Origin of the sequence: Actinoplanes oryzae (assembly GCF_030757795.1) — a bacterium.
Lineage (GTDB): Bacteria > Actinomycetota > Actinomycetes > Mycobacteriales > Micromonosporaceae > Actinoplanes.
Genome location: NZ_JAUQWH010000007.1, coordinates 40,246 through 56,347, shown reverse-complemented (window position 1 = coordinate 56,347; position 16,102 = coordinate 40,246). Strand labels below are relative to the sequence as shown.

The 16,102-nt window shown below is 71.5% G+C and carries 11 protein-coding genes; 6 read left to right on the top strand and 5 right to left on the bottom strand.

Annotated features, from left to right (window positions below; genetic code table 11):
• Positions 1–73: 73 nt before the first annotated feature.
• Positions 74–532, bottom strand: a complete 459-nt coding sequence (locus RBH18_RS04365; RefSeq protein WP_306204587.1) for a winged helix-turn-helix transcriptional regulator — start codon at positions 530–532, stop codon at positions 74–76.
• 69 nt (positions 533–601) lie between these two features.
• Between RBH18_RS04365 and RBH18_RS04360 the strand changes: the two genes are divergently transcribed.
• A complete protein-coding gene (locus RBH18_RS04360) occupies positions 602–1,552 on the top strand; it encodes an NADP-dependent oxidoreductase (RefSeq protein WP_306204586.1) in 951 nt (316 codons plus the stop codon).
• A 27-nt stretch (positions 1,553–1,579) separates the two neighbouring features.
• On the opposite strand, the gene RBH18_RS04355 is transcribed toward RBH18_RS04360, so the two are convergent.
• From RBH18_RS04355 to RBH18_RS04340, 4 genes are all read right to left on the bottom strand, one after another.
• On the bottom strand, positions 1,580–2,584 hold the full coding sequence (locus RBH18_RS04355; RefSeq protein WP_306204585.1) for a helix-turn-helix transcriptional regulator: 1,005 nt from the start codon (positions 2,582–2,584) through the stop codon (positions 1,580–1,582).
• Positions 2,585–2,709: 125 nt separating this feature from the next.
• Positions 2,710–3,390 carry an SDR family NAD(P)-dependent oxidoreductase gene (locus tag RBH18_RS04350; RefSeq protein ID WP_306204584.1) on the bottom strand — a complete coding sequence of 227 codons (681 nt, stop codon included), beginning with the start codon at positions 3,388–3,390 and terminating at the stop codon, positions 2,710–2,712.
• A 127-nt stretch (positions 3,391–3,517) separates the two neighbouring features.
• Entirely contained in the window at positions 3,518–5,440 is a 1,923-nt protein-coding gene (locus RBH18_RS04345; RefSeq protein WP_306204583.1) for a hypothetical protein, read from the bottom strand.
• Positions 5,361–10,463 carry a hypothetical protein gene (locus RBH18_RS04340; RefSeq protein ID WP_306204582.1) on the bottom strand — a complete coding sequence of 1,701 codons (5,103 nt, stop codon included), beginning with the start codon at positions 10,461–10,463 and terminating at the stop codon, positions 5,361–5,363. Before RBH18_RS04340 ends, RBH18_RS04345 begins: the two co-directional genes overlap by 80 nt.
• A gap of 553 nt (positions 10,464–11,016) precedes the next feature.
• Between RBH18_RS04340 and RBH18_RS04335 the strand changes: the two genes are divergently transcribed.
• The 5 genes from RBH18_RS04335 (at position 11,017) to RBH18_RS04315 (ending at position 16,013) form a co-directional block, all read left to right on the top strand.
• The gene (locus RBH18_RS04335; protein ID WP_306204581.1) at positions 11,017–11,937 is read left to right on the top strand and encodes an ATP-binding cassette domain-containing protein; all 921 of its coding nucleotides are present in this window, start codon (positions 11,017–11,019) and stop codon (positions 11,935–11,937) included.
• A complete protein-coding gene (locus tag RBH18_RS04330) occupies positions 11,934–12,764 on the top strand; it encodes an ABC transporter permease (protein ID WP_306204580.1) in 831 nt (276 codons plus the stop codon). Before RBH18_RS04335 ends, RBH18_RS04330 begins: the two co-directional genes overlap by 4 nt.
• Positions 12,765–12,789: 25 nt before the next feature.
• Entirely contained in the window at positions 12,790–14,100 is a 1,311-nt protein-coding gene (locus RBH18_RS04325) for a sensor histidine kinase (protein ID WP_306204579.1), read from the top strand.
• Positions 14,097–14,768 carry a response regulator gene (locus tag RBH18_RS04320; RefSeq protein WP_306204578.1) on the top strand — a complete coding sequence of 224 codons (672 nt, stop codon included), beginning with the start codon at positions 14,097–14,099 and terminating at the stop codon, positions 14,766–14,768. Before RBH18_RS04325 ends, RBH18_RS04320 begins: the two co-directional genes overlap by 4 nt.
• Positions 14,769–14,885: 117 nt before the next feature.
• Positions 14,886–16,013, top strand: a complete 1,128-nt coding sequence (locus RBH18_RS04315; RefSeq protein ID WP_306204577.1) for an NAD(P)/FAD-dependent oxidoreductase — start codon at positions 14,886–14,888, stop codon at positions 16,011–16,013.
• The last annotated feature ends 89 nt before the right edge of the window (positions 16,014–16,102 follow it).

The window sequence follows — 16,102 nt, the reverse complement described above, 5'->3', positions numbered from 1 at the left end:
ATTGAGGAGAACGACCTATCTCTTCCCCCTCTCAAGCTAGACAGACCGGTCTAGTTACGCAATGCGCCCTGGATCACACCGCGTCGCTGTCGCCGACCACCAGGCGCGCGTCGGCCGGTGCCACGATGCGGCCGTCGTCGGTGACCAGCGCCGCTCGGACGTGCTGCCCGCTGCTCGTCTCCACGAAGTGCGAGGTGCTGCCCCCGTCGACCGGGTGATGCGTCGCTGCCCAGTCGCCGACCGCGGCCAGGGCGACGGCCAGTTGCCGCCCGGAGGCGGTCAGGACGTACCGATGACGCGTGCGGGAACCCTCGTCCTGGTAGGGAATCTGCTCCATCACGCCGGCTGCCACGAGCGTGTTGAGGCGCTTGGTGAGGACGTCCTGGGCGATGCCGAGCTCGGCCGCGAAGTCGGCGAACCGGTCGACCCCCCGGAGCGCATCCCGCACGATCATGCCGGTCCAGCGCTCGCCGAGCACGCCGAGTCCGCGAGCGATCGCACATCCACTGGTGGCATGGGAGGTCTTCGACATGGCGTACATCATATCTGGCTTTGTTTTTCAAAGTCAGGCTGTTACGGTCGGGGCGACCAAGGAGGTCTCATGACCGAGCACATGCGCGCCGTGCGCATCCACAACTTCGGCGGCACCGAGGTGCTGCAGCACGCCGACGATGCCCCCGTTCCGGTCCTCGGCCCGGGCGAGATCCTGGTGCGGGTGCACGCCAGCGCCGTCAACCCGCTCGATGTCGGCGTCCGGCAGGGTGGCTTCGACTTCACCCATCACCCCTTCCCGATGACGCTCGGCTGGGAATTCGCCGGAACCGTCGAACGGCTCGGCACCGCGACCACCGACCTGCGGGTGGGCGATCGGGTCTTCGGCCGCCCCGCGTTGCACCGTGACGGCACCTACGCCGAGTTCGTCGCCGTCGACCCGGCTCACATCGCGCGTGCCCCGGAGTCGTTGCCGCTGCCGGAGGCGGCCGCGCTGCCGTTGACGGCGCAGACGGCGTGGAAGGCGCTGTTCGAGATCGGCGGACTGTCCGCCGGGCAGACGGTGCTGATCCTCGGTGGCTCCGGCGGTGTCGGCACCGTCGCCCTGCAGCTGGCCAGGCACGCGGGCGCGACCGTCGTCACCACCGCGTCGGGCGACGGCATCACACTCGCCCGGTCGCTCGGCGCCGACGAGGTGATCGACTACCGCACCGGTGAACTCGCGGCCCGTGGTCGTTTCGCCGACGTCGTGTTCGACACGGTCGGCGGCGACACCCTGGAAGCGGCGTACGACAGCGTCGTTCCCGGTGGGCACCTGATCACCATCGCCGGCGCGCCCGACGCCGAGCGGGCCGACCGGGAGGGCATCCACGCGGCCGGCTTCGTCCTCGAGTCCGACGGACAGCGCCTGGGCAAGATCGCCGCGCTCGTGGACGCCGGGAAGCTGCGCCCCGTCATCCAGCGCACCTTCGATCTCGGCGAGGCGGACCAGGCCCACAAGGCCATGGAAGCCGGCCACCTGCGCGGCAAGATCATCCTGAACGTCACCACGCAGCGGTAACAGGCTCGGCACAGCCCGGTGCGCCGGTCAGGTGCCGGTGCGCAGCGTCTGCGACGGGTTCATGCCGTAGGCGGCTCGGTAGGCGGCGCTGAACCGGCCGAGGTGGACGAACCCGCACCGATGCGCCACCATGGCCACCGTCACCTGCCCGTACGGGCTGTGCCGCAGCAGCTTGTGGGCCCGGGAGAGCCGGACCTGCCGCAGATAAGCGGTCGGGGTCGAGCCCACCTGCCGGCGGAAACCCTCTTGCAGGCTGCGCACGCTGACCCGGCCTATCGCGGCGAGCTCGATGATCGTGTACGGACGCTCCGGCTCCGCGTTGATCGCGTCCAGCACCCGGAGGACGGAGGGAGCCCGCGCGGGCCGGGCCGACCGCTCCCCGGCATCGTCGACCCGCGGCAGGCAGGCCAGCATCCCGGACACGACGACGTGGCGCATGTGCTCCGCGATCAGGGAATATTGCAGCAGGCTGGCGTCGGTCACGCACTCGTGGTGGAACTGGCGGACCAGGCGTTGCCAGCTCGCCAGGGGCCCGTGGGTGAGGTCCAGTTCCGGTGGCAAGGCGACCCGGTGCACCTCGTCGGCTCCGAGCAGCGCTGACAGCGCCCGGTGCAGGGCGGCCTCGTCCACCCTGACGAGCAGGTGCCGGTAGGCGCCGTCGTGGCGGTAGGAGACCTCGTCGCCGGGGCGGAGGGCCGCTGCGTACCGCCGGTCGACCCGCACGTCGTCGTTGTTGCGCCGGAGGTGGGCCTGACCGTGGGAGGCAAGGAGGATGCTGTAGCCACGCGAGCCGCTCCACCGCGAGGCCATCGGTTTCGCGTACGAGATGTCGGCAGTCGTCACCGGCCCGCTGCGTGCCGCCGCCAGATCGAGCGCGAACGGTGTCCCCGCCGGTGCGGACAGGGCCAGCGACGCCACGCCGAACATCCGGGTGATCTCGTGCCGGGCACGCTCCCGGTCGGAGCTGACCAGTCGCCACCGTCGTGACTCCGGGCCCGGGACCCTCGTGAACTTGTCCGGTGCGACCGTCACCCTCGATCCTCCCGCCGGCAACTGATTGGCCTGCAAGGCTAATCCGCGTCAGGCGGAGGCAGAAGCGCCGGCGAGAGTGCCACACGAACGGGAAGCGCGTTGACGGGCGCTTCAAGTATCGCCGATCACCAGGGAACGGTGCCGTCGGCGCTCAGGAACCGGCCGGTGGGAGCGGACGGGCCCAGCAGCGCGATCCGGGCGATGACCGCGGCCGCGGCCGCCGGTGGCTGGCCGAAGCCGTTCATCATGTCGGTTCCGGTCAGGCCAGGGTCGACGCAATTGACGTGTACGCCGGGAAAGGCCTTGGCGAACTGCACGGTGAACATGTTGAGGGCAGCCTTGGCGGCCCGATAGATGTCCTGCGGATAGGCGGTGAACTCGTCGTCGGGGTCGGCGGACTTGGCCAGCGACCCGATGCTGCTGGTGACATTGAGGATCGCCGGGGAGTCCGATCGCGTGAGCGCCGGCAGGAACGCGTTGGTCACGCGGACAGGACCGTAGACGTTGGTGTCGAAGACTGTGTGGATCTGTTCCGCCGTGACATCGGACAGCGCGGGATTCGGTTCCAGGATCCCGGCGTTGTTGATCAGCACATCGAGCGCGCCGACGGTGCCGGCGGCCGCCCGCACCAGGGTGTCGTCGGTGACGTCGAGGTGCAGGAATCGTCCTCCAGCCTGCTGAGCGGCGCGTTCACCACGCTCCCGGTCGCGACATCCGAGCCATACCGTATGACCGGCGGCGCTGAGTGTCCGGGCGGTCTCGAAGCCGATGCCCCGCGAGGCACCGGTGATCACGATCGTGGTCATGCGTTCAGGGAAGCTCAGCCGCCGAGATGTCCGCAATAGCCGGACTCCATGACTCTTGCCACGCCTGCCCGGCTGAACGCGAGGAGGTCGTTCGACGTCGTAGGGCTCCCGGTCGCTGTCACACCCGTCAGGCGCACGCGAAGATGGCCGCCTGCAGGCTGAGCAGCTGGTGCCGGGCCGCCGGCATGGACGGCACCAATTGCTCGATGGCCGCCGACCAGGCCTGCATCTGCTCCGGGTCCAGCTTTTCGCCCCTCTTCATGACGGTGATGAACTGCTGCGCGTCGTCGAACTGGCCGGCGCCGGCCTTGGCCACGCTCTGCAGCATCATGTCGGTGACGAACGGACCGTAGCCGAAGGTGGTCCGGTCGTCCGATCCCCGGGTGGCGGCGTCGGCGAGCTGGACGAAGTCCGCGGTGCCGGCCGTGCCGGTCGCCAGCCGGCCGCCGAACTCGCCGACGATGACAGCCGGGCGCTCCGCCTGTGGCGTCGTGAGGAACCGGGGGACGAAGTCGGTCTCCGGGCCGAAGGTCACCAGCGACTTCAGCCTCGCCACCGCCGTCTCGTCCGGCACCCGCGCGATCATCGCGTCGATCTGCCGGTGGATGTCCACCCCGCCGAGCCGGTGCCACTGGGCCCGAAGCATCTCGTGCTGGCCCCGCACGTCTGTCCGGAGCCCGAAGAACCAGCCGCCGAGCGCCTCGTCGACCGGGGCGAGGTCATCGGCGGGCGCTGCCGTCCGCGCCGCCGCGTCGAGCAGCGCCACGTCGAAGCGGCCGGACACGTGGTCCGGCCGGAATGCGGCGTCACCTCGGGCCCGCACCGCGGCGAACCCGTTGGCGAACCCCTTGGTGACCTCGAGGACGACGCCGTCGCCATAGGTGCTCAGCACCCGCCTGAGCCCGTCGCCGACCTTGCCGCGGACTATCACGGTCACCGGCAGGCCACCCGAGCGGAACTGCTCCAGCGTGAGGTTGAGCCGCCTGACGTCCTGCGCCGGGACGGCTCCCGTCATGTCCCGGTCGAGCACGATGAACTGCCGGTACGGGCGCTGCCGGACGGCATCGAGCAACCCGGCGGGAAGCGCGGCGGGCCTTCCGGGCGCCGACGACACGAACCTCGAGAGGTTGGGCGTGCCCTCGTCCGCCCGGTGCAGGCTCTCCCGCACCGGCGCCAGCCAGGACGGGTCCGTGAAGTCGTCCGGGCCGATCGACAGCGAACCGGCGGGCAGGGGGTCCTCGATCCAGAAGCGAGTCCGCCCGTGGGCCCGTGTCGTCGCCGGCGTGAACAAGGACGCGGCATCCGGCATGGACTCCGGCGGCATGCCGCGGCGCTGGGCGATCTTGGCGAGTTGTCCGCCTACCATGTCGATCAGCTCACCACGAACGGCGGCGGCCCGGCCGGGGGCACTCTCGTGTGTATGCACCCTGGGCCGGCTGCCGGTGGTGCCGGTGGCCTGGCTCCGGGTGAAGGCCTCCCGGGCGATCCGGGAGGCGAACTGCCACGTCGCCCACGGGTCGGCGAGGCCGGCAGCCAGGACGTCCGGCGCATCCCAGACGAAGGGGTGCAGCGCATCCGGGCCGATCACCTCGTGCACGTCGTAACCGGCGGGATCGGTGCTCGCCGGCGCCGGTGCCCATTCGAGGCGGCCGTCCTCGGTCCGGAAGACCTTGGTGGAGTCACCGGCGAACGGCTGCGACCAGGTGCCCCGGACAGTGACCTGGCGGTCCCGGCCGCCGTCGTCCACGACGGTGTAGGTGTAGAAGTCCCGGCCGATCGAGCGGTTCCGCCACGTGTGCGGTGGAACGAACGACGCGGGGTCGACACGGTCCGGGGTGAACTCGCCGGTCTCGTCCGACAACCGTCCCCATACCCGGGCGCCGTGGTACTCGATCGCGACGTACCGCCGGTCACCGGGGGCGGACTTTCCGGCGTCGTGGCCGATCACCCGGTGGCCGTGGGCGTCGTGATCAGCGACGGCAGGGCGTGACTGCGCACTGCCCGGCACGAAGTCGAGGTGCTGCGTGACGAGGTGGACGGCCGGCTCCACCCGCAGGTAGTGCCGGCGGCTCGGGGAGTCGGCCGGTTGTCCGCGTTCGTCGAGCCACCCGGGCCGCTGCCGGCAGCCGGGTCCGGAGCCGGTCCGGGAGCTGGGCCTCTGCGATGTCGAGGGGGAGTCCGAGCTCGTCCGCCACGGCCTTCGGGTCCAAGCCGGCCAGGTCGGCCTCCGACGGCCGGTAGACCGCGGCGAGCAGCGCGTCGATCGGCTGGTTCAGCAAGGTCATGCGGATCAGGGCGAAGTCTTCCGGATCGGGCTTGTCGCGGAAACGCACCTCCACGACCGGCCGGTCGCCGGCGCGGGCCGGTGCGCTCCTGACCCGGTCCGGCGGGGGCTTGGTACCGATCCACCAGCCGGACGCCACGTCGAAGCGGGGTTGCGGGAAGAAGAAGGCGGGGTCCGGAAGCACTCGGGCGGCCCCTGGCCCGGTGGCGTCCGCCAGCTTGCGGACCGCCGTCGCGTACGCCGCGACGGCGCGCTCGGCCGCGCCGACGGTCGATCCGTCCGTCCGCGCCAGCTCGTTCAGCGACTCCTGCCAGGCGCGCGCTGCCTCGGCCGTCGCCGGCGAGCCGGGCAAGCGCGCGAGTGCCGCCGCGACTCTGTCGTGCAGCCGGTCGCTCTCCGCACGCAGGCGTGCGACGGCGCCGCGGTCGGGCAGTGCCGACTTGACGATCGACACTTGAGCGAGCGCCTCGACGTCCCGCGGATTCCGCTTGATCGCGGCCTTGGCAGCCTGCTTGGACAGGCCGATCTCCCACGGGAGACCGGTCTGCGCTTCCACCATCCGGGCGACGTTGCTCACCCAGACCTTGAACTTCTCCGCTTCGGTCGGGCGGACCTTCGGGCTCATGGATCGCCCGGACATGTCGTTGAAGACCAGGACTCCGTACTCCGCGTCATAGCGTACTTCGCCGCCGACCTGAAGCCGCTGCGAAACGTACTCGCCGGCTCCGATGAAGGCGCCGCCGATGGTCGGATGGCCGAGCCCGTCGTACTCGCGGCGCGTCTCGGCCCGGGTTCGCAGGACCCGGCGAACTTCGGGCAGCTCCAGGATCCGGCGCGTCTCGTCCGGGTCGGGCCGCGACGTCCGAAGGTCGTCCACCAGCTCGTCGAAGCTCAGTGTCGCGGCGAGATCGTTGATCTGCTGGGAAGTCAGCGGCACCTGATCCTCCGGAGCTGCGTCCCGCGCCTGGTAGAGCTCGGCAGGCCGGGCCTCTCCCCGAAGTTCCGCGACGATCGCCCGGCGGGCGGCCCCGAGCCGGAAGTCACTCAGCCACGTCGCCTGCGCGTCGGTGAAGACCTTGGAGACCGTCTCGGTGCCGAACCTGGGCAGCGCATTGCCGGGCGTGACGATGAACTGCCACGTCGCCCCCGGACGGTCGGTGAAGTGCTCGGCGGTCAGGTCCGCCAGCGAGGTCAGGACCGGATTCGGGCGTACCGGCGTGCCGACCGTGTCCGGACTCTCCACGTCCTTGCCGGGCGGGAACAGCTCGACGCTCTTGACCCTTTCCGGCACCACCGCGGCACCGAAGGCCGCGTCGTTGTCCACCGCCCGGCGCAGCAGGCCGAACACCTCCACCGGAGACAACCGGGAAAGCTGGGTCAGGTAATAGTCGATGTGCTCGCGGAAAGCCGGCCATCGTGCGGACATCCGCCCTCGGTGCCGCTCCAGTGCGACGATTTCCTCGTCCAGCCGATACTCGAATTCACCGGCGAGGTGCCGCCGCCATTCCCGGACGTCGTCGACCAGGCCGGGATGCCGGTCGAGTTGCGACTGCGGCGGCTGCAACCGGGCGCGGTAGCCGGCCACCGAGTCCCGCCACTTCCCGAGCGCGCTTCGTAAGGCGTCCGCCGATCCGGGAAGATCACGAACGGCTGAGGCGACCACATCGCGGTGTCCGGCCCAGTCCACGGGCAGATCGAGTCGCTGCGACTGGGCCGGCCCCGGTCCCACGGGTCCGTCCGGTTCGACCGCGCCGCCCAGCCAGAGCGTCCGCAGCCCGGAGCCGGTCGGTGCGGAGGCGATGTCCCGAGTCGCGCCGATCAATGTGGCGCCGGCCGAGCCGAGCTCGGTCAGCAGCCGGTCCCGGTCCTGGGGCCGCAGCCGGGCGTATCCCTCCGCCTGCAAAGCATCCGCCAGGACGAAGGCAGCCGGGTGCTGCCCGCGGAAGTCGCCGTGCGGGTCGGGACCGATCAGCTGGACCCGCGACTCCGGATATTGCTGCCCGAGCCGCACGACAAGCTGCTCCACCAGCGTGCCGGGCAGGGGTGGAACCGCCGTGTCAGCGAATCCCCCCGTCGCGGCCGTGGACAGCAGGAACAGATGAGGACCGCTGGCCAGTCCCAGGTCCTCGACCAGGCCCGCGAGGGCCGAGGTCGTCGGGAACACCCGTTCCTGCGGAGCCGCGTCAGCGAAGCGCAGCCGCGTGCTGTGGCGAAGCCGGTCGGAGTCCGCCCTTGGTGTCACGAACGCGAACTTGCCGCCGAGGGTCAGCCGTGCGACCGTCTCGCCGGTGGCGCGGACCCCCGGCGCGGTGGAGACGGTTCCGCTGCTGCCGATCACCCGCAGATCGAGGCCCGCGAGGTCATGGAGCTTGTCGGCGAGGGCGGCCGCGAAGCTCGACTCGGTGTCCGGATCGAAGCGGGCGGCACGGTCGGAGACGACGACGAGGTCCTCGGTCCCCTCAGGGATGCCGCCGTCATCCGCTCCCTGCCTGTGCAGGTCGGCGGCGATCCCGGCGCCGTCGAGCCGCACCGCGCCTCGCCCGTCGATCCGGACCAGGTGGTTTCCCGACGAGTCGGTGAGGCCGAGGACGAAGTACACGCGTCTTCCGGCCCACGGAACGGCCCGCACGACAGGGCGGCCCTTCCTCCGGCCCTTCTCGCCCAGGCGGGTGTAGACCTGGAAGTCCCGGAGGCCGGCCGCTTGTCTGATCAGCTCGCGCTCGTGCCGCGGGTCGAGCGGATAAACGGTTGCGAAGGGCTTCCCGCGGCCGTCCGCGAGCACCCGCGACATGACCTGATCGCTGTGGCCCAGGCGCCACAGCGGTGCGAGCAGGGGCTCTCTGCGCGCCGCGGCCACGTCTGACGGCTGGTCGAGGGCCGTGTAGTAACCCCGCATCGTGTCGAGGAGGTCGTTGGCGGCCCGGTGGACATCACTCGAGGCCGGAGGCAGATAGGCACGCAGCCGCAGCAGCGCGCGCAGACCGCGCGCGCCCGTGGCGACGCCTGCCGCCCCGGTCCGGTCGAGATAGTCCCGGCCGATCAGCGGGATGCCGCGGCGACGAAGCTCGCCGGGTTTGAGCAGGGCGTTGCTCACGTAGTGTCCGATGGCCGGCTTGCCGGGGAGCGGCAGACCCGTCAGGCCCACCGTGACGTCACCGGTGGCCGGATCCTCGCCGAGCAGGCCGTGATCGGCGAGCAGCCCCTGCAGGGCCGGGTTGTCCGCGACGAAGGCGAGCTGGAGCCGCCGGGTGATGAGGTCGTGGTTGTTCCGCAGGAAGGCGAGCGGACGCTCCGGCATGGCCTCGAGGTAGTCGCCGAAAGCCGGTGCCGAGACGGCGATCAGGTATTCCGCCGGCGCTGACTGCTCCGCGGGCAGGTCATGGCGCAGAGCCGCGATCGCCGTGAGCCAGGCGGCAGCCGCGTGGGTGTAGACGAGCGACAGGTAGCCCTCGACCGTGCCTTTCGCCTCGGTGCCCGCGGTATTCGCCGCAGCGGCGTACATGGTGCCCATGGATCGGCCGAATCGCAGGCCGTCCTCGAGCACCGAGCGCCGGTCCGGCCGTTGCCCGGAAGCCTCGGTCGTGGACGTCACCTGGTCGCGCAGGCCGCCCAGCACCGCCGGCAGGGAGGAGAACGCCACCTCGGCTTCGATCAGCGCGTACGCGTTCCCGCCGCCGCTGCCGTCGGCCACCTCGAGCCGGCGGCCCGCCTCGGTCACCGCCATCGGCAGCCCGTCGAGCAACTCGGTCAGGGAGGTGCCCGGGTGGGCTCCGGCCAGACGGATCAGTACGTCCCGCACGGTCCGCAGCATCGTCGAACGGTCGGATGCCGGCTCACCACGGCGGGTCGCGGCCGGGTCGGCGACCACCTCGACGGCCGGCAGTGTGTGGCCGGCGGCGGTCGGGTGGCCCGGCCTCGTCCGCACGATGACGCCATTGCCCCGGGCGATCTCGACGGTGCTCCGCACGGGTCTCGTACGGTCGCCGGCCCAGGCGACCGCCCGATCGAACCCGGCCCGTGGGCTGGTCGCGTAGCGCAGGGCGCTGAAGGCGCGCGGCATGCGGGCCGCGCCGATGGTTCCGCCGGCGTCCTGGAGCACGGACAGGCCGTCGGGGTCGTTGATGACCAGGAACCTGTCGGTCCGCATGCCGTCGAGCGGCACAGTCTCCACCGTGGTCCGGCTGCCGACCGGCAAGGAGCCGAGATGACTCAACAGGTCCGCGTAGCCGTCCGCAGCTGCCATGCCGGCCGGAGATTCCGGTACGGCCCCGACGCCGGCGTGACGCCGGGACACCACTTCGGCCGGGAGGCCGAGGTACGCGATCGCGCCGTGAAAGCGGAGCTGGCCGGGGAACGGATCGTCGCCGGGAACGATGTGCGGGCGGATCAGGCCGGCGATGCGGTCCACGATGTGGATCTCGGGAATGACGCGCACGCCGGTGGCCCGCCGGGCATCGACGACTCGGTGATCGTTGTCGATCGGGAGGATCCGATCGTCGGCCGGGTCCAGCAGGTCGCGGCGCCCCGGCGCGTCGACGTACATGCCATGGGCTTTGCCGCGCTCGTCGATCTGCGCCCGGCTGACGGTCGAACCTTCACCGGCTTCCAGGACGTCCGTCCAGCGGTCCAGAGTGGCCGCGTTGCGCGCCTGCACACCGGTGATGCTCGCGGCGCCCAGGGCGCCTCGGTCGAACCAGACCCGGACCAAGCCGTTGATCCGGGGCGCGGCCCGGACACGCGCGGGGACGGCCGCGTCCGCGTCCAGGGAGAGGAAAACACCGCTGGGCACCGGCGAGATGCCTTCGAGGCAGATCGGGGATCTGACCGAACCCACCATCGACAGGCCCTTCCGAATGCTCGACGCAACCGATACCGCACCAGTGCTGAGAGCAGTTTCCGGCCCGTACGGGTACAGCGGATATTCCCCTTTCGGGGCTCACCGCGCGTACCCTCGGCGGCTCTTCGGCAAAAGGTAAGTGGCGATTTCTCTTCCGTGTTTCCTCCGTACACGAGAAAGAAATGGTGCGGCAATACCGCACCTCTTTCCCGCGTGGTGTGACGCGCTGAGCCCGCCTGCCGCAGACCGTCCGATCCCGGCTCGCCATCGTTGCTCAGAGTCATCAGCGGCAAGCCGTCCGCAAAGGGCCGGGGCTGCCGCGGTCGCCGGGTTGCGAGCCCGCGGGGGAGCGACGCGAGGTCGTTCTCACCGCGGCCGTCCGGGTTGTCTCCCGATCCGGTTATCACGCCACCTCGGTCGAGTGGTACCTGGGTATCACGACGACCGGGCCGGAGTGACCCGCGGTACGACGTGCCGGACCGGCCGCGCTCCTAGCGTTGATCCCATGATCGAAGTACACGAGGTGACGAAGCGTTACGGTGCCCGGACCGCCGTCGACCGGCTGAGTTTCGTGGCGAAGCCGGGTCAGGTGACGGGCTTCCTGGGACCGAACGGCGCCGGCAAGTCCACCACCATGCGGATGATCGTGGGGCTGGACGCCCCGGACGCCGGGGCCGCGCTGGTGAACGGCCGTCGCTATGTCGAGCACGCGTCGCCGTTGCAGGAGATCGGGGCGCTGCTGGAGGCGAGATCGGTGCATCCCGGGCGGACCGCGATCAGCCACCTGCTGGCCCTGGCCCGTACCCATGGCATCCCGCGCCGCCGGGTCGACGAGGTGATCGAGCTGGCCGGGCTGGACCGGGTGGCGGGCAAGCGCGTCGGTGCGTTCTCCCTCGGCATGGGCCAGCGGCTGGGCATAGCCGCGGCGCTGCTCGGTGACCCGGCCGTGGTGATGCTTGACGAGCCGGTCAACGGTCTCGACCCGGAGGGCGTGCTGTGGGTGCGCAATCTGCTGACCGGGCTGGCGGCCGAGGGCCGTACGGTGATGCTGTCCTCGCACCTGATGAGCGAGGTGGCGCTCGTCGCCGATCATCTGGTCGTCGTCGGACGCGGCCGGCTGCTGGCCGACACCAGCGTCGAGGCCCTCGTCGCGGAGGCCGCCGGCAACGGCGTGAAGGTGGTCAGCGGCGACGCCGGCCGGCTGCGGGCGCGGCTGAGCGCGCCGGGCGTGACGATCAGCGCCACCGCCGGCGACGAACTGCTCGTCTCCGGGCGCACCGCCCGGGAGATCGGCACGCTCGCCGCGCACTACGGCATTCCCGTGTACGAGCTGACACCGACCTCGGTCTCCCTCGAGGAGGCCTTCATGAACCTGACCCGCGATGCCGTCGAGTACCACGGCGCCCTGCAGGAGGCCTCCCGATGACCGCCGTCACCCACCAGCGCCCGGCTTACCGGGTCACCTTCCGCGGCGTCGTGACCGCGGAATGGACCAAGTTCTGGTCGCTGCGCTCCAGCGCGATCACCACGGTCGTCGCCGTACTCGTGCTCATCGCCGTCGGCGTGATCGCCGCGGCGTCGGCCACCGCCGACGGCGGCGGACCCGGCCCGGGGCCCGGTGGCCCCGGCGGTCCCCGTGGTGACGAGATCGACGCGCTGTCGCTCACGCTGGCCGGCAACACGTTCGCCGCGCTGGCCGTCGGGGCGCTCGGGGTGCTGCTGGCGGCCGGGGAGTACACCACCGGGATGATCCGCTCGACCATGACCGCGGTGCCCCGCCGATTGCCCGTGCTGGGGGCCAAGGCACTGGTCGCCGGGGTGGTCACGCTGGTCGCCACCGCCATCGGGGCGCTGGCCGCGTTCCAGCTCGGCACCCCTCTGCTGGACGACTCCATCACCCGGCTCACGCTCGGCGACGACGGTGTGCTGCGCAGTGTGCTCGGCGCCGGGCTCTACCTCGGCCTGGTCGCGGTGCTGGGGGTCGGGGTGGGCGCGCTGGTGCGTTCCAGCGCCGGCGGCGTCGCCATCCTCGCCGGCGCCTTGCTCGTCCTGCCGGGGCTCGTCTCGCTGTTGCCCGGCTCCTGGACCGACGACCTCACGAAGTATCTGCCCAGCAACGCCGGGGCTACGATCATGTCGGCCGGGCAGGCCGACGGCGCGTTCGGGCCGTGGGCCGGTCTGGCCGTCTTCACGGGCTACGTCGCCCTGGTCCTGGCCGCGGCGGCGGTCCGCCTGCGGAAGACCGATGTCTGATCGTCGGAAAGGGCATGATCACAGCATGGCCGGTACGCGCGGTGCGACGGCTCCGGCGGCCACCGTGCCGCCCGGGCCCGGCTCCGACCCTTCGTGGGCGAGCCCGGCACAGCGCCGGCTGCTCGACCGCCGGGAACGGCTGAGGGGCTGGGGCCGGCGCCACCCTGTGCTGCTGGACCTGGCCGTCGTCGCCGGCTTCCTGGTGCTGACGCTGCCGAACAACATCAGCCGGCTACGCCCGGGCGACGACGGTCCCGGCCTGCAGACCCCGATCGAGGCACATGTGCTGTGGCCGGCGGTCGCAGCACTGCTCGTGCCCCTGTTCTGGCGGCGCCGGGCCCCGGCCGCCGCGTTCGCCGCCTTCGCCGTGATCCTGCTGGTCGAGTGGTCCTACGATGTCTGGGTCAGCGCCGACGCGGGACTGCTCATCATGCTCTACAGCCTGGCCGCGCACGCCTCGCTGCGAGTCACTGCCTGGGCCGCCGCGGCGACGGCGGTGCTGCTCACCGTCGCCGTCTACGGGCTGCGCGACGACGACGGCAACCGGCTCATCGGCTTGCTGCTGGTCCTCGGCACCAGCACGGCCGGCCTGGCCCTGGGGCTCACCGCCCGCACCCGCCGGGCCTACCTGGCCGCGCTGGTCGACCGGAACGCCCGGCTGGAGACCGAGCGTGACCAGCGTGCCCGGCTCGCGGTGGCGGCCGAGCGGGCCGGCATCGCCCGGGACATGCACGACGTCGTGGGCCATCACATCGCCGTCATCATCGGCCTCGCCGACGGCGGCGCGTCGCTCGCCGCATCGCGCGGCGAGCAGACGGCCGAGCCACTCCGGCTGATCGGCGGCACCGGGCGACAGGCGCTCGGGGAGCTTCGCAGGGTGGTCGGCGCCCTCCGCGACGACCAGGGGCCGCAGCTGCGACCGCAACCCGGGCTCGGCGACGTCGAACAGCTGCTCGAGCCGGTGCGCGCCGCCGGGCTCACCGTCACCTACCGCACCAGCGGCCACCTCCTCGACCTGAGCAACGGCGTGCAGCTGGCCGTCTACCGCATCGTGCAGGAGGCGCTGACCAACACGCTCAAGCATGCCGGCCCGGGCGCTGCCGTCCGCGTTCGCCTGAGCGTCACCGGCCGGGAGGTCCACCTGCGCGTCGACGACGACGGCCGGGGCACGGACCGATCGTCGTCCGACGGTCCCGGTCATGGCCTCATCGGCATCCGCGAGCGGGCGGGCCTCTACGACGGCCGGACCGAGATCGGCCCCGCGGCGACCGGGGACGGCTGGGTCGTCGACGTGGTCATGACCGATCAGCCGGTCGACGGGCGGGAGGGCCGATGACCACGATCCTCATCGCCGACGACCAGCCGTTGCAGCGCTACGGCTACCGCATGCTGCTGGACAGCACCGCGGGCCTGAGCGTGGTCGGGGAGGCAGGCAACGGCGCGGATGCCGTCCGCCAGGTCGAGGCGCTGCGCCCGGACGTCGTACTGATGGATGTGCGCATGCCCGGGATGGACGGCATCGAGGCGACCCGGCGGATCCGCGCGACCGGCGAGCGTACCCAGGTGCTGATCCTGACGACCTTCGACCTCGACGAGTACGTCTACGCCGGGCTGCGCGCCGGAGCCAGCGGATTCCTGCTCAAGGACGCACTCCCGGAGGAGCTGCTGGCCGGCATCCGCGCCGTGGCGACCGGAGACGCCGTCGTCGCGCCCAGCCTCACCCGCCGGCTCATGGCCGCCTACACCGAGCGCGTCCCGGACGGTCAGCCCGCCCTGCACGCCGCCGGTGACCGGCGCCTGGCCTCGCTGACCGACCGCGAGAGGGAGGTGCTCCTCGCGGTGGGCGAAGGCCTCTCCAACCCGGAGATCGCCGAGCGCTTCGTCCTGACCGAGTCGACGGTGAAGAAGCACGTGGGCCGGGTGCTGGCGAAGATCGGCGCCCGTGACCGGATCCAGGCCGTCATCTTCGCCTACGACACCGGGCTGGTCCGGCCGCGGCACTGACCTCGCTGAACGCATTCCTCTCCGGCGACGTCGTGTTCCGCGTGTCAGTGATGCCGTCAGCCTCGGCTCAGCGAGGGAGCAGCTGTGTCCGGTGAAAGAACGGTCGGCACCGCGTGCGTGATCGGCGGGAGCTTCGCCGGACTTCTGGTCGCACGGGTGCTGGCGGATCACGTGGGCCGGGTCGTGGTGCTCGAACGGGACGACCGCGACCATGGGCCGCTTCCGCGTCCCTCGGTGCCGCAGGGCAGACACGGTCACTTCCTGCAACCGGCCGGGCTGGACTTGCTGGAGGGCTGGTTCCCGGGCCTCACGGCAAGCGCCGTCGCCCTCGGTGCGGAGCTGGCTTCGCCTGGCCGCCACCAGCTGTACGCCGACGGTGTGCCCGTCGATTTCCCGGACGTGACCATGCTCATCGCGAGTCGCCCCTTCCTCGAGCACCAGATCTACCGACGAGTGCGGGCACTTCCCAACGTGGAATTTCGGCGGGCACGAGCCGGCGGCCTCCGCTTCCGGGGCGACGCGGTCGACGGAGTGGCCCTCCGCCCGGTCGAGGACGGCGGCGGCGAGCATCCGGAGCAGGTACTGGCCGCCGACGTGGTGGTCGATGCGACGGGCCGCAACTCACCTCTGTTCCGGTGGCTCGGCCAGGCCGGCTTCCCAGTGCCCGCTGTCTTGCGTCACCCGGTGAACATCGGCTACACCACGGCACTCTTCGCGCGGCGCCACACCGCGGGCGGGCCAGGAGTGGTGTGTGCCTTGGATCAGTTCGTGACCTCCGAGCCGAGTCGCGTCGGGGGCGATCGTCCGGCGGGTGCCGCTGTCTACGCGGTGGAGGGAAATCTCTGGCAGCTGGTGGTGATGGCGTACGGACGGGACCGCAGGCAGGTGACGATCGATGAGCTTCGAGCCCTTGCCGCCGCCTTGCCGGAGGTCTTCCGCGAGGCGGCCCGGGGACGGCCGGTCGGGGAGATCGCGAGGTACTTCTACCGGGCCGGCGTCTACCGCCCTGTCGTCGATGCGGCATCCTTCCCGACCGGCCTTCTCGCCGTCGGGGACTCGGTGGCCAGCTTCGACCCGATTCGGGGCCAGGGCATGTACTCGGTGGCCAGGCAGGCGTCGATCATCGCGGAATTCATGGCCGGCGGCGGCAACCTGGCCACCGGAAGCCGCGACTGCATCCAGGCGCGGGACGCTGTGGTCGGCGAGCTTTGGGCCGAGACGGAAGGCGCCCTCGACCTGGGATGACTCCGAGGGCAGGCCGCTGGGCAAGGGCGAGCTTCGGCGGCCTCGCGGCGCCGCAGTCGCGCGCCGTGGGCGGCCCGCCTCGTGACTGC